Origin of the sequence: Sporosarcina sp. SG10008, assembly GCF_044569405.1 — a bacterium.
GTDB lineage: Bacteria > Bacillota > Bacilli > Bacillales_A > Planococcaceae > Sporosarcina > Sporosarcina psychrophila.
In genome coordinates, this window is the sequence record NZ_CP172607.1 from 4,395,828 (window position 1) to 4,409,711 (window position 13,884).

Sequence of the window (13,884 nt, forward strand, 5' to 3'; positions counted from 1 at the left end):
TTGATTTTATAAATCAATAGTTGTTTGTAGTGGGGGTTGCGCTTGTTCTCCGGAGCGCGCAACCCTTATTCGTGGGAGGTTTAACCCGTTAAAACCACAATCGAGGAGGAAATATTAAATGGCTAAAAAAGGTAAAAAGTTCACAGAAGCTGCAAAGCTAGTTGAACACATGAAAGCATACGGCGCTACTGAAGCGATCGAACTTGCGAAAAAAACAAGCACAGTTAATTTCGACGCAACTGTCGAAGTTGCATTCCGTCTTGGAATCGACACTCGTAAAAATGACCAACAAATCCGTGGGGCAGTAGTACTTCCAAACGGTACTGGTAAAACTCAACGCGTTCTCGTTTTTGCTAAAGGCGAAAAACTTAAAGAAGCTGAAGCTGCTGGTGCAGACTATGCAGGCGATGCTGAATATATCGCTAAAATTCAATCAGGTTGGTTTGACTTTGACGTTATCGTTGCAACTCCTGACATGATGGGTGAAGTAGGGAAAATTGGTCGTGTTCTTGGACCAAAAGGACTTATGCCTAACCCGAAAACAGGTACAGTAACATTTGACGTAGCGAAAGCTGTAGCAGAAATCAAAGCAGGTAAAGTTGAATACCGTGCGGACAAAGCTGGAATCATCCACGCTCCAATCGGAAAAGTTTCATTCGACGATGCTAAACTTGCGGAAAACTTCGCAACTGTTTTTGAAACTGTTCTTAAAGCGAAACCAGCTACTGCAAAAGGAACATACATGAAGTCGGTTAACATTACGACGACAATGGGTCCTTCTGTAAAAGTTGATCCTTCAAGCGTAGCAGTAAATAAATAATATTGACAAACAGATAATCTTTTGATAAGATGATTTTTGTTGTGAATATAACCATTTGTACCGTAGACAGCAGGAGCGCATGCCGCTTAAATATTCCTGCCGAGGACAAGACGCTCTTTTTCTTTTAAAAGATGACGACTTTTCAGCCCTCAGTCTACTTAGGTAGATTGAGGGCTTTTCATACCGGTATAAGTGACCCAAACTTTTTAGGAGGTGTCCAAATGAGCACAGTATTAGAAGCTAAACAAGCAGTAGTTGGTGAAATTACTGATAAGTTGAAATCAGCAGCATCTGTTGTTGTTGTCGACTACCGTGGTCTGACTGTAGGTCAAGTTACGGAACTTCGTAAACAACTTCGTGAAGCAGGTATCGACTTCAAAGTTTATAAAAACTCGATGTCACGCCGTGCTGCTGAAGCTGCAGGACTTGAAGGGTTGAACGAACATCTAACAGGCCCTAATGCGATTGCATTTTCAAACGAAGACGTTGTTGCTCCTGCAAAAATCCTTAACGATTTTGCAAAGAAAAACGATAAGCTTGAAATTAAAGCTGGCGTAATCGAAGGTCTACTTGCATCAGAAGCAGACATTAAAGCATTGGCGGAACTTCCGTCACGCGAAGGTCTACTATCTATGCTTCTCAGCGTACTTCAAGCTCCAATGCGCAACTTTGCGCTTGCAACAAAAGCAGTTGCAGAGCAAAAAGAAGAACAAGGCGCTTAATAAAGCAGCCTGAAATACCACTTGCGGGTTAAGCCCGACAAAAAAAGAATATTAGGAGGAAATTATAATGACTAAAGAAAACATCCTTGAAGCGATCAAAGAAATGACAGTACTTGAACTAAACGACCTTGTAAAAGCAATCGAAGAAGAGTTTGGCGTAACTGCTGCTGCACCTGTTGCAATGGCTGGTGCTGGTGCTGCTGCTGAAGAAGAGCAAACTGAATTCGAAGTAATTCTTACTGCTGCTGGACAAGAAAAAATCAAAGTTATCAAAGCAGTTCGCGAAATTACAGGCCTTGGCTTGAAAGAAGCGAAAGCAGTTGTTGATGAAGCTCCAAAAGCAATCAAAGAAGGCGTAACTAAAGATGAAGCTGAAGAAATCAAAGCGAAGCTTGAAGCTGTAGGCGCAAGCGTCGAAGTTAAGTAATTTTTGAATAATGAAGAAAAGCTTGTCGGATTTGGGCAAGCTTTTCTTCGTTTTTTTATCTGAACTTGTGACAAGCAGGTCATCTAACCGATAGTGTACGTAAGCTATCTTATTTTTTTGCGTTTCAAGTCTCTATACGAGGGGGAAGACTGGTATGTCTGAACATTACTACTCGGAAAATCCGAAAGTGAAGAGTGATCCAAAAGAATGGTCTGCAGAGTTACGCGGAAAAACATTTCGATTTAAAACGGATGCTGGCGTGTTTAGTAAAGGTGAAGTGGATTTTGGTTCGCAACTTTTAGCTGAGGCTTTTGTCTTGCCGGAAACGGAAGGTTTAATTCTCGATATTGGTTGTGGGTATGGTCCAATTGGTTTGTCGATTGCCGCATCTTTTCCGGAACGGAGCGTTCACATGGTCGACGTGAATGAACGTGCACTCGCTCTTGCTGCGCATAATGCAAAACAAAACGGCATTTCAAATGCAGAGATTTATCCAAGTGATGCATTATCCGATGTCACGGCAGAGGGGTTTGCTGCAATTTTGACGAATCCGCCTATCCGTGCAGGAAAAGAGACGGTATTCAAATTCTACGAAGGCGCTTTTTCGAAACTTAAAGTTGGCGGTGAGTTGTGGATCGTCATTCAAAAGAAACAGGGTGCACCTTCGACGATAGATTGTTTAACAGGGCTATTCGGCAATGTTGAGACAGTCGTTAAGAAGAAGGGGTATTATATTTTAAGAGTTGAAAAAAATTGACTCGATAGTATTGATATGGTAATGTTATAAAATGCATAAATTATTATAGTGCGGTCGTATGCCCTTTTGCATGAATAATGGAAATGAAAGGCATACTGACAATGTATAAAGATGGTAAAACCGAAAATGAGCTCTTGCCAGAACTCGTTTTCTTTTTGTTTTTTTCGACATCATACACTATTTTTGTGGTTTCGCAAAGAACTAATATTGTTTTATAAGGGGTGAAAGAGTTGACAGGTCATTTAGTTCAGTATGGTCAACACCGTCAGCGGAGAAGTTTCGCACGGATCAGCGAAGTGCTCGATCTGCCGAATCTGATTGAAATCCAGACGGCATCTTATGAGTGGTTCTTAGAAGAAGGACTGCTGGATATGTTCCGCGATATTTCTCCGATTCAAGACTTTACGGGAAATCTATCGTTGGAGTTCATCGATTATACTCTTGGGGATCCTAAATACCCTGTAGAGGAATCGAAAGAGCGTGATGTAACGTTTGCAGCGCCGCTACGTGTAAAAGTTCGTCTCCACAATAAAGAGACGGAAGAAGTAAAAGAGCAAGATGTCTTTATGGGTGATTTCCCGCTCATGACAGAAAATGGTACATTTGTTATTAATGGTGCGGAGAGGGTAATTGTCTCCCAGCTCGTCCGGTCTCCAAGTGTTTATTACAGTGATAAAACGGACAAAAACGGTAAACGTGGTTTCGGTGCAACTGTTATTCCGAATCGCGGTGCTTGGCTTGAGTATGAAACAGATGCAAAAGATGTTGTTCACGTCCGTATTGATCGGACACGTAAGTTGCCAGTTACAGTACTCCTTCGTGCACTCGGATTCTCATCCGACCAGGAAATCATTGATTTAATCGGTGATAATGAGTATTTGCGCAACACACTTGAAAAGGACAACACTGAAAGCTCTGAAAAAGCATTGCTTGAGATATACGAACGTCTTCGTCCAGGTGAGCCACCAACACTAGATAGCGCGAAGAACCTTTTGTTCTCACGATTTTTTGATGCAAAACGGTATGATTTAGCGAATGTAGGTCGCTATAAGATGAATAAGAAGCTTCATGCACAAAATCGCTTGTTCAACCAGGTTGTCGCTGAAACACTTGTCGACCCTGAAACTGGTGAAATTCTGCTTGAAAAAGACCAACTCATCGATCGCCGTGCATTGGACCGTCTTCTTCCGCATTTGGAAAAAGGAATCGGTTTCGAAGAGATCACTCATGCAAGTGGAGTTCTTGACGAAAAAATAACAATCCAGTCCATCAAAATTTATTCTCCGAAAAGTGAAGAAAAACAAGTAATCAACGTAATATCGAACGCGTATGTCGATGATTCTATCAAGCATGTAACGCCGGCAGATATCGTTGCTTCAATTAGTTATTTCTTCAACCTTCTTCATGGTGTGGGTAACACGGATGATATCGATCATCTCGGTAACCGTCGTCTACGTTCAGTGGGTGAACTTCTTCAAAACCAGTTCCGTATCGGGCTTTCTCGTATGGAACGTGTCGTAAAAGAACGTATGTCCATTAATGATACGCAGTCAATCGTACCGCAACAGCTGATTAATATTCGCCCCGTTATCGCATCTATTAAAGAGTTCTTTGGTAGTTCTCAACTTTCTCAGTTCATGGATCAGACGAATCCGCTTGCCGAATTAACACATAAACGCAGGCTGTCTGCACTTGGACCTGGTGGTTTGACAAGGGAACGTGCAGGAATGGAAGTACGTGACGTGCATTACTCCCATTACGGACGTATGTGTCCAATTGAAACACCAGAGGGACCGAATATCGGACTGATTAACTCACTCTCTACGTTTGCGAAAGTGAATAAGTTCGGATTTATTGAAACGCCATATCGAAAAGTTGATCCTATCTCTGGTCGGGTCACTTCTAGAATCGATTACTTGACTGCGGATGTAGAAGATAATTACGTCGTAGCACAAGCAAACGCAATACTTGCAGAAGATGGTTCTTTTGTTAGTGAAGGAGTCGTCGGTCGTTTCCAAGGGGATAACACTGTCTTTAAACGCGAACAAATTGACTACATGGACGTTTCGCCTAAACAAGTAGTTTCTGCGGCAACAGCATGTATTCCATTCCTTGAGAATGATGACTCGAACCGTGCCCTTATGGGAGCGAACATGCAACGTCAAGCAGTCCCTCTTCTCAATCCGGAATCACCTTTCGTAGGAACTGGTATGGAACACATATCAGCACGCGATTCAGGTGCAGCTGTACTTGCGAAGTTTGATGGAATTGTCGAACATGTCGAGGCTAGAGAAATTCGTGTTCGTCGTATTGAAACAGTTGATGGAAAAGAAGTAAAAGGCGATCTTACAATATACCGTCTTGAAAACTTTATCCGTTCGAACCAAGGGACATGTTATAACCAACGTCCAATTTGTAGTGTAGGGGATCGTGTTAAACCTCTTGATATTCTTGCAGATGGTCCTTCAATGGAGCAAGGAGAGCTAGCGCTTGGTCGTAACGTTCTGATGGCATTTATGACATGGGACGGCTACAACTATGAAGATGCGATAATCATGAGCGAACGTCTTGTGAAAGATGATGTCTATACTTCGGTCCATATCGAAGAATACGAATCTGAAGCGAGAGATACGAAACTTGGTCCTGAAGAAATTACGCGCGACATTCCGAACGTTGGTGAAGATTCGCTTCGTAACTTGGACGACCGTGGAATTATTCGTATCGGAGCCGAAGTTCGTGATGGTGATATTCTTGTTGGGAAAGTGACTCCGAAAGGCGTAACTGAACTGACTGCTGAAGAAAGACTTTTACATGCTATTTTTGGTGAAAAAGCACGTGAAGTCCGTGATACATCCCTCAAAGTACCGCATGGCGCGGGTGGGATCGTTCTAGATGTGAAAGTATTTAATCGTGAAGATGGCGATGAATTGCCACCGGGCGTTAACCAATTGGTCCGCGCATACATCGTTCAAAAACGGAAAATTTCCGTTGGGGACAAAATGGCTGGACGTCACGGAAACAAAGGGGTTATTTCCCGCATCTTACCTGAAGCGGATATGCCTTATTTACCGGACGGCACACCAATTGACCTCATGCTTAACCCGCTTGGTGTTCCATCACGTATGAACATCGGACAGGTTCTTGAAATGCATCTTGGCATGGCATCTCGTACTCTCGGCATCCATATGGCGTCTCCTGTATTTGATGGGGCGAACGAACAGGATGTTTGGGAAACGATGGAAGAAGCCGGGATGGATCGTGACGGAAAAACTATTCTGTATGACGGTCGTTCAGGAGAAGCTTTCGATAACCGTGTATCAGTCGGTGTCATGTATATTATCAAACTGGCCCACATGGTCGACGATAAACTTCACGCCCGTTCAACAGGACCATACTCTCTCGTCACACAGCAACCACTGGGCGGTAAAGCTCAGTTCGGTGGGCAACGTTTCGGTGAGATGGAAGTGTGGGCACTCGAAGCCTATGGGGCAGCTTATACGCTTCAAGAGATTCTGACTGTGAAGTCGGATGACGTCGTAGGACGCGTGAAGACGTACGAAGCGATTGTTAAAGGTGAAAGTGTTCCACAACCAGGTGTTCCAGAATCCTTTAAAGTTCTTATAAAAGAACTTCAAAGTCTTGGTTTGGATGTTAAGATGCTATCGATTGATTTTGAAGAAATCGAGTTACGCGATCTTGATGAAGACGATGATATGCAACCAACAGATGCTTTGAATCTTATAAAAGAAAATCAGCCTGTTTGATTAGCCTAGTGAATGATATAAATGAATCTAAGGGGAAATTAACGTTTTCCCCTTTATCTTTTGAATATAAAGTGTGCGCTTGCTCGGAAAAGCCAATTGCAGCGATAAGACTAGAGGGAGGTAGGCTCCTTGATAGATGTAAACAATTTTGAGTATATGAAGATAGGGCTTGCTTCATCTGATAAGATCCGTTCATGGTCATATGGTGAAGTGAAAAAGCCGGAAACAATTAACTACCGAACATTGAAACCCGAAAAAGATGGTCTGTTCTGTGAACGTATTTTTGGACCTACAAAAGATTGGGAATGTCATTGCGGAAAGTATAAACGCGTTCGTTATAAAGGCGTCGTTTGTGACCGTTGTGGAGTAGAGGTGACGCGTCAAAAAGTCCGCCGTGAACGTATGGGACATATTGAACTAGCAGCTCCAGTTACACATATTTGGTACTTCAAAGGAATTCCAAGCCGAATGGGTCTTATCCTTGATATGACACCACGTGCTCTGGAGGAAATTATCTATTTCGCGTCTTATGTAGTCGTTGACCCTGCGGATACTCCGCTTGAAAGAAAGCAACTGCTTTCTGAACGGGAATACCGTATCTACCGCGAAAAGTATGGTTCTAAATTCCAAGCGCTCATGGGCGCTGAAGCAATTGAACGTCTTCTTGCAGCTATCGATCTTGAAAAAGAGATGGAGTTCTTGAAAGAAGAATTGAAAACAGTTCAAGGGCAACGTCGTACGCGTGCAATCAGGCGCCTAGAGGTTGTTGAAGCTTTCCGTAACTCGGGCAATAAGCCTGAATGGATGGTTCTTGAAGTGTTACCAGTCATCCCGCCGGAGCTTCGCCCGATGGTCCAACTTGATGGTGGACGATTTGCAACATCCGACTTGAACGACCTGTACCGAAGGGTCATCAACCGGAACAACAGATTGAAACGCCTATTAGATTTAGGAGCACCAGGAATCATTGTTCAGAATGAGAAGCGGATGCTGCAAGAAGCAGTCGATGCGCTCATCGATAATGGTCGTCGTGGCCGTCCGGTTACAGGACCTGGTAACCGTCCATTGAAATCCCTTTCTCATATGTTGAAAGGTAAGCAAGGACGTTTCCGTCAAAACTTACTAGGAAAACGTGTTGACTATTCTGGTCGTTCCGTTATCGTCGTAGGACCTAACCTGAAAATGTATCAGTGTGGTCTGCCGAAAGAGATGGCGATTGAACTGTTTAAACCGTTTGTTATGAAAGAACTCGTTGAACGAGGTCTTGCGCACAACATTAAGAGTGCCAAACGTAAAATTGAACGCCTCCATTCAGAAGTTTGGGACGTTCTTGAAGAAGTCATCAAGGAGCATCCGGTCTTATTGAACCGTGCCCCGACTCTTCACCGACTTGGTATTCAAGCATTCGAACCAATCCTTGTAGAAGGACGTGCGATTACGCTTCACCCACTGGTTTGTACAGCTTATAACGCTGACTTTGATGGTGACCAAATGGCAGTCCACGTTCCGTTATCCGCAGAAGCACAAGCGGAAGCGCGTCTACTTATGCTAGCAGCACAAAACATTTTGAACCCGAAAGACGGAAAACCAGTCGTTACGCCTTCTCAGGATATGGTTTTAGGAAACTATTACCTTACACTGGAACGTAAAGGCGCGTCAGGAGAAGGTACTTCATTCCGTGATGCGGATGAAGCACTAATTGCTTATCATAACGGTTTCGTGCATCTTCATTCACGTATCGCTATTCAGGCAAGATCTTTGAATAATCCTACTTTCACTGAGGAACAGAATGCAAAACTTCTTATAACGACAGTCGGAAAAGTGATTTTCAACGAGATTCTGCCGAAATCGTTCCCGTATATTAACGAACCGTCAGACTTCAACTTGCAAATTGAAACACCAGACAAGTATTTTGTATCTGGAACTGTCAATATAAAAGAGCATGTTGCTGAACAGGAACTAATTGAACCGTTTAAGAAAAAAATCCTTGGAAATATCATTGCGGAGATCTTCAAACGTTTCCATATTACAGAAACGTCAAGAATGCTTGACCGCATGAAAAATCTTGGATTCAAATATTCTACTCGTGCAGGAATTACAATTGGTATATCCGACATTGTCGTTCTACCTAATAAAGATGATATCTTGCATGAAGCACAAGCAAAAGTGGATAAAGTGTTACAACAGTTCCGTCGTGGTCTCATTACAGAGGAAGAGCGATATGATCGCGTTATCTCTTACTGGAGCCATGCTAAGGATGTAATCCAAGACAAACTAATGGACTCACTTGACCACTCAAACCCGATTTATATGATGAGTGACTCGGGTGCCCGGGGTAACGCGTCAAACTTTACGCAGCTTGCTGGTATGCGTGGTCTGATGGCCAATCCGGCCGGTCGAATCATTGAACTACCAATCAAATCGTCATTCCGTGAAGGTCTGACAGTGCTTGAGTACTTCATCTCAACACACGGTGCTCGTAAAGGACTTGCGGATACTGCTCTTAAGACAGCCGACTCAGGTTACTTGACACGTCGACTTGTCGATGTTGCACAAGACGTAATTGTCCGTGAAGATGATTGTGGTACAGATCGCGGATTGGATATCGGAGCACTTATGGATGGAACGGAAGTAATCGAAGGTCTAGATGAACGTATCGAAGGCCGTCACACGAAGAAATCGATTTATCATCCTGAAACAGGCGCTTTGATTCTTAAACGAGATGGCTTGATTACTGCTGATGCAGCTCGTGCCATTTTGGATGCGGGACTTGAACAAATAACAATTCGTTCTGCGTTCACATGTAATACGAAGCACGGCGTTTGTAAATTATGTTACGGCATTAACTTGGCAACAGGTGAAACAGTCGAGGTTGGTGAAGCGGTTGGTATTATCGCTGCACAATCTATCGGTGAGCCGGGTACACAGCTTACAATGCGTACGTTCCATACAGGTGGAGTTGCGGGGTCCGACATAACACAAGGTCTTCCACGTATCCAGGAAATTTTCGAATCGCGTAATCCTAAAGGGGTTGCAGTTATTTCGGAAATCAAAGGTCAAATCATTGAAATTGATGAAATACGTGAAGGTCAGAAAGAAATTACGATTGAAGGCGAAGTAGAAACGCGGAAATATCTGACGCCATACAACGCCCGTCTTAAAGTTGATGTCGGTGATATGATTGACCGAGGTGAAGTCATAACAGAAGGTTCTATCGATCCGAAAGAACTGATTGTTGTTAAAGACGTCGTTACCGTTCAAGTCTATCTCTTGAAAGAAGTTCAAAAAGTTTACCGTATGCAGGGTGTTGAAATCGGTGATAAGCACATTGAAGTAATGGTTCGCCAAATGCTTCGTAAAGTGCGCATCATCGAAGCAGGGGACACGGATCTATTGCCAGGTTCACTACTCGACATTCACCAATTCTCAGATGCGAATGCGGAAGTACTTAAAGTCAATAAAATTCCAGCGACTTGTCGTCCTGTTATTCTCGGTATTACGAAAGCTTCACTTGAAACGGAATCCTTCTTATCAGCAGCATCATTCCAAGAGACAACTCGTGTCTTGACAGATGCAGCTATTAAAGGGAAAACGGACGAGTTACTAGGCTTGAAAGAAAACGTTATTATCGGGAAACTTGTTCCAGCTGGAACAGGAATGCAGCGTTACCGTCATATTGTAATGGAACAAGAAAAAGAAAAAGCTACAACTAAGTAAGTTATGATTCTGTAACTTAAACTGAAAACGGGGGAATACGAAAGTAACTCCCCCGACTTTTCGTTTATGTGTTGACAGTTTACCTTACAGGTGATAAAATACAAAAGGTTGATAGTTGGATGTCTGTACTTTGGAGGATATGGAAATGTCTTATGAAAAAGTCGAGCAGGCAAAGAAGACAATCATTGGTACAAAGCAGGCAGTGAAAGCAATCCGTGCAGGGATAGTGATAGAGATTATTATTGCGCAGGATGCAGAAGAACGGATTATTGCTCCAGTAATGGAGGAAGCCAAACTTCGTGACATTCAAGTGACGTATGTTGATTCGAGAGATAAACTCGGAAATGCATGTGGCATTCAAGTCGGTGCAGCTGTGGTTGCGATTACTGATTAATAGTTTTTGTGCATTGAAGCACAAAGACTTTGTTTTTACCCCAAAAATGAACCACCTGGATGTGTGGTCTTACAAAAAGAAGTTCGAAAGGAGGAAAAACCGATGCCTACAATTAATCAATTGGTCCGTAAACCACGTAAATCAAAAGTGACGGGATCTAAATCACCAGCACTCGGAAAAAGCTATAACAGCTTCAAAAAGTCAATGACAAACGTAAACTCACCACAAAAAAGAGGTGTTTGTACGCGTGTTGGCACAATGACACCGAAAAAGCCAAACTCGGCTCTTCGTAAATATGCACGTGTACGCTTGACTAACCAATTGGAAGTCAATGCATACATCCCTGGTGAAGGCCACAACCTTCAAGAACACAGTGTTGTTCTACTTCGCGGAGGACGCGTAAAAGACTTACCAGGTGTTCGTTACCACATCGTTCGTGGAGCACTTGATACAGCTGGTGTAACTGGCCGTATGCAAAGCCGTTCTATGTACGGAGCTAAAAAACCTAAAGTTAAAAAAAGCTAATTAAAATAATCATGATTGATGGTTATTTAAGCGAAATCGCTTAAAAACCTTGAAAGGAGGAATACAACATGCCACGTAAAGGCCCTGTTGCAAAACGTGACGTACTTCCGGATCCGATTTACAATTCGAAGCTCGTTTCACGTCTTATTAATAAAATGATGGTTGACGGTAAAAAAGGTACATCTCAAAAAATCCTCTATGGTGCGTTCGAGCTTGTGAAAGAACGTTCTGGAAAAGATCCACTTGAAGTATTCGAAGCGGCACTTACTAATGTAATGCCAGTTCTTGAAGTTAAAGCACGCCGTGTAGGTGGAGCAAACTATCAAGTACCAGTTGAAGTGCGTCCTGATCGCCGTACAACTCTTGGACTTCGTTACCTTGTTAACTACTCACGCACACGCGGAGAAAAAACAATGGAAGAACGTCTTGCGAATGAAATCCTTGATGCTTCTAACAACACTGGTGCTTCTGTGAAACGCCGTGAAGAAATGCACAAAATGGCTGATGCTAACAAAGCATTCGCTCACTATCGCTGGTAAGATTCAGCGATTCATTACTACTCTAATCCGAGACGGAAGGAGATCATATCATGGCTAGAAAATTCTCCTTAGAGAATACACGTAACATTGGTATCATGGCTCACATCGATGCTGGTAAAACAACAACGACTGAGCGGATCCTTTATTATACTGGTAAAATCCACAAAATCGGGGAAACGCACGAAGGTGCATCTCAAATGGACTGGATGGAGCAGGAGCAAGAACGCGGAATTACAATCACTTCAGCTGCTACAACTGCTGAGTGGAAAGACCACCGCGTAAACATCATTGATACTCCAGGTCACGTAGACTTCACTGTTGAAGTTGAACGTTCACTTCGTGTTCTTGATGGAGCTGTAACGGTACTTGATGCTCAATCGGGCGTTGAACCGCAAACAGAAACAGTATGGCGTCAAGCGACTAACTACGGCGTACCACGCCTAGTTTTCGTAAACAAAATGGACAAAACTGGTGCTGATTTCCTTTATTCAGTAGGTACACTTGTAGACCGTCTTGGAGCAAACGCTCATCCAATTCAATTGCCGATTGGTGCAGAAGATACTTTTGCAGCAATTATCGATTTAGTTGAAATGAAAGCAGTTTTCTATGAAGATGATACAGGTTTAAATGCTGAAACAAGAGAAATCCCAGAAGAATATCGTGAGCAAGCAGAAGAATACCGTGAAAAGTTAATTGAAGCGGTTGCTGAATTCGATGAAGCTCTTATGAACAAATTCTTGGATGAAGATGAAATTACAAACGCAGAAATCAAACAAGCGATTCGTAAAGCGACATTGGCTGTTGAGTTCTATCCGGTTGTATGCGGAACTGCTTTCAAAAACAAAGGTGTACAACTTGTTCTTGATGCTGTTATCGACTACCTTCCATCACCACTTGACATCCCACCTATGAAAGGTACAGATCCTGATACTGATGAAGAAATCGAGCGTCACTCAGACGACAGCGAGCCTTTCTCGGCACTTGCATTCAAAGTTATGACGGATCCTTATGTAGGTAAACTGACATTCTTCCGTGTGTATTCTGGAGTTCTTCAATCAGGATCATACGTACAAAACTCTTCAAAAGGTAAGCGTGAACGCGTAGGACGTATTCTACAAATGCATGCGAACTCTCGTGAAGAAATTTCTGAAGTACATTCAGGAGAAATTGCTGCTGCAGTTGGACTTAAAGATACAGGAACTGGCGACACACTTTGTGAGGCTGGTGCACTGATCATTCTTGAGTCAATGGACTTCCCGGAACCAGTAATTTCACTTTCTGTTGAACCGAAAACAAAAGCCGACCAAGATAAAATGGGTATGGCTCTTGCTAAGCTTCAAGAGGAAGACCCGACATTCCGCGCACATACAGACCAAGAAACTGGAGAAGTAATCATTGCTGGTATGGGTGAGTTGCATCTTGATGTTCTTGTAGACCGTATGCGCCGTGAATTCAACGTTGAAGCTAACGTCGGAGCTCCGCAAGTATCTTATCGTGAAACATTCCGCGCTTCGGCGGAAGTTGAAGGTAAGTTCGTGCGTCAATCCGGTGGACGTGGACAGTTTGGTCACGTTTGGATTGAATTCTCTCCTAACGAAGAAGGAAAAGGATTCGAATTCATTAACAACGTTGTCGGGGGATCAGTTCCACGTGAATATATTCCTGCAGTAGAAGCGGGTATCCGTGATTCACTTAATAATGGTGTAATCGCTGGTTATCCTTTGATCGACATTAAAGCCCGTCTATTCGACGGTTCTTATCATGATGTCGACTCAAACGAAATGGCATTTAAAATCGCTGCATCTATGGCGTTGAAAAATGCTGTATCAAAAGTTAACCCAGTTCTACTTGAACCAATGATGAAAGTAGAAGTTCAAATTCCTGAAGAATACATGGGCGATATCATGGGCGATGTTACATCACGCCGTGGCCGTGTAGAAGGTATGGACGCTCGTGGTAATTCACAAGTAGTTCGTGCAATGGTTCCACTTGCTAATATGTTTGGTTATGCAACATCTCTACGTTCTAACACACAAGGACGCGGAAACTTCTCAATGTCATTCGATCACTATGAAGAAGTGCCGAAATCAGTTGCAGAAGAAATTGTTAAGAAAAACAAAGGCGAATAATTTTTATTTTAGCCTGCTATCCATTAAATTAATGAATAGATAGATATGGGATGTTAGAGGGGGCCCCCTTTAGCACCTATATCTATATAA

The 13,884-nt window shown here is 42.9% G+C and carries 10 protein-coding genes and 1 other annotated feature; all 10 genes read left to right on the top strand.

Annotated features, from left to right (window positions below):
* Nucleotides 1–118 precede the first annotated feature (118 nt).
* On the top strand, nucleotides 119–820 hold the full coding sequence (rplA, locus tag ACGLYD_RS20635) for a 50S ribosomal protein L1 (RefSeq protein WP_067204712.1): 702 nt from the start codon (nucleotides 119–121) through the stop codon (nucleotides 818–820).
* Nucleotides 821–862: 42 nt separating this feature from the next.
* Nucleotides 863–1,010, top strand: a sequence feature (ribosomal protein L10 leader region).
* A gap of 31 nt (nucleotides 1,011–1,041) precedes the next feature.
* Nucleotides 1,042–1,542 (top strand): 50S ribosomal protein L10, encoded by a 501-nt coding sequence (rplJ, locus tag ACGLYD_RS20640; protein WP_067204715.1) that lies wholly within the window; start codon nucleotides 1,042–1,044, stop codon nucleotides 1,540–1,542.
* A gap of 67 nt (nucleotides 1,543–1,609) precedes the next feature.
* The gene (gene rplL / locus ACGLYD_RS20645; RefSeq protein ID WP_067204716.1) at nucleotides 1,610–1,969 is read left to right on the top strand and encodes a 50S ribosomal protein L7/L12; all 360 of its coding nucleotides are present in this window, start codon (nucleotides 1,610–1,612) and stop codon (nucleotides 1,967–1,969) included.
* 154 nt (nucleotides 1,970–2,123) lie between these two features.
* On the top strand, nucleotides 2,124–2,726 hold the full coding sequence (locus ACGLYD_RS20650; protein WP_067204719.1) for a class I SAM-dependent methyltransferase: 603 nt from the start codon (nucleotides 2,124–2,126) through the stop codon (nucleotides 2,724–2,726).
* A 230-nt stretch (nucleotides 2,727–2,956) separates the two neighbouring features.
* Complete coding sequence (gene rpoB, locus ACGLYD_RS20655) at nucleotides 2,957–6,490, top strand: DNA-directed RNA polymerase subunit beta (RefSeq protein WP_067204721.1); 3,534 nt, start codon at nucleotides 2,957–2,959, stop codon at nucleotides 6,488–6,490.
* Nucleotides 6,491–6,619: 129 nt separating this feature from the next.
* Nucleotides 6,620–10,207 carry a DNA-directed RNA polymerase subunit beta' gene (gene rpoC / locus ACGLYD_RS20660; RefSeq protein WP_067204724.1) on the top strand — a complete coding sequence of 1,196 codons (3,588 nt, stop codon included), beginning with the start codon at nucleotides 6,620–6,622 and terminating at the stop codon, nucleotides 10,205–10,207.
* Between the two features lie 145 nt (nucleotides 10,208–10,352).
* A complete protein-coding gene (locus ACGLYD_RS20665) occupies nucleotides 10,353–10,601 on the top strand; it encodes a ribosomal L7Ae/L30e/S12e/Gadd45 family protein (protein WP_067204727.1) in 249 nt (82 codons plus the stop codon).
* A 102-nt stretch (nucleotides 10,602–10,703) separates the two neighbouring features.
* On the top strand, nucleotides 10,704–11,126 hold the full coding sequence (gene rpsL / locus ACGLYD_RS20670) for a 30S ribosomal protein S12 (RefSeq protein ID WP_067204730.1): 423 nt from the start codon (nucleotides 10,704–10,706) through the stop codon (nucleotides 11,124–11,126).
* A gap of 68 nt (nucleotides 11,127–11,194) precedes the next feature.
* Nucleotides 11,195–11,665, top strand: coding sequence for a 30S ribosomal protein S7 (rpsG, locus tag ACGLYD_RS20675; RefSeq protein WP_067204733.1), 471 nt, complete (start codon nucleotides 11,195–11,197; stop codon nucleotides 11,663–11,665).
* 50 nt (nucleotides 11,666–11,715) lie between these two features.
* Complete coding sequence (gene fusA, locus ACGLYD_RS20680; RefSeq protein ID WP_067204735.1) at nucleotides 11,716–13,794, top strand: elongation factor G; 2,079 nt, start codon at nucleotides 11,716–11,718, stop codon at nucleotides 13,792–13,794.
* Nucleotides 13,795–13,884: the final 90 nt, after the last annotated feature.

What these genes read in the sequence shown, in the direction of transcription:
- rpsG (WP_067204733.1), top strand. Translation starts at nt 11,195, where the DNA reads ATGCCACGTAAAGGCCCTGTTGCAAAACGTGACGTACTTCCGGATCCG.
- rplJ (WP_067204715.1), top strand. Translation starts at nt 1,042, where the DNA reads ATGAGCACAGTATTAGAAGCTAAACAAGCAGTAGTTGGTGAAATTACT.
- rplL (WP_067204716.1), top strand. Translation starts at nt 1,610, where the DNA reads ATGACTAAAGAAAACATCCTTGAAGCGATCAAAGAAATGACAGTACTT.
- ACGLYD_RS20650 (WP_067204719.1), top strand. Translation starts at nt 2,124, where the DNA reads ATGTCTGAACATTACTACTCGGAAAATCCGAAAGTGAAGAGTGATCCA.
- rpsL (WP_067204730.1), top strand. Translation starts at nt 10,704, where the DNA reads ATGCCTACAATTAATCAATTGGTCCGTAAACCACGTAAATCAAAAGTG.
- rplA (WP_067204712.1), top strand. Translation starts at nt 119, where the DNA reads ATGGCTAAAAAAGGTAAAAAGTTCACAGAAGCTGCAAAGCTAGTTGAA.
- ACGLYD_RS20665 (WP_067204727.1), top strand. Translation starts at nt 10,353, where the DNA reads ATGTCTTATGAAAAAGTCGAGCAGGCAAAGAAGACAATCATTGGTACA.
- fusA (WP_067204735.1), top strand. Translation starts at nt 11,716, where the DNA reads ATGGCTAGAAAATTCTCCTTAGAGAATACACGTAACATTGGTATCATG.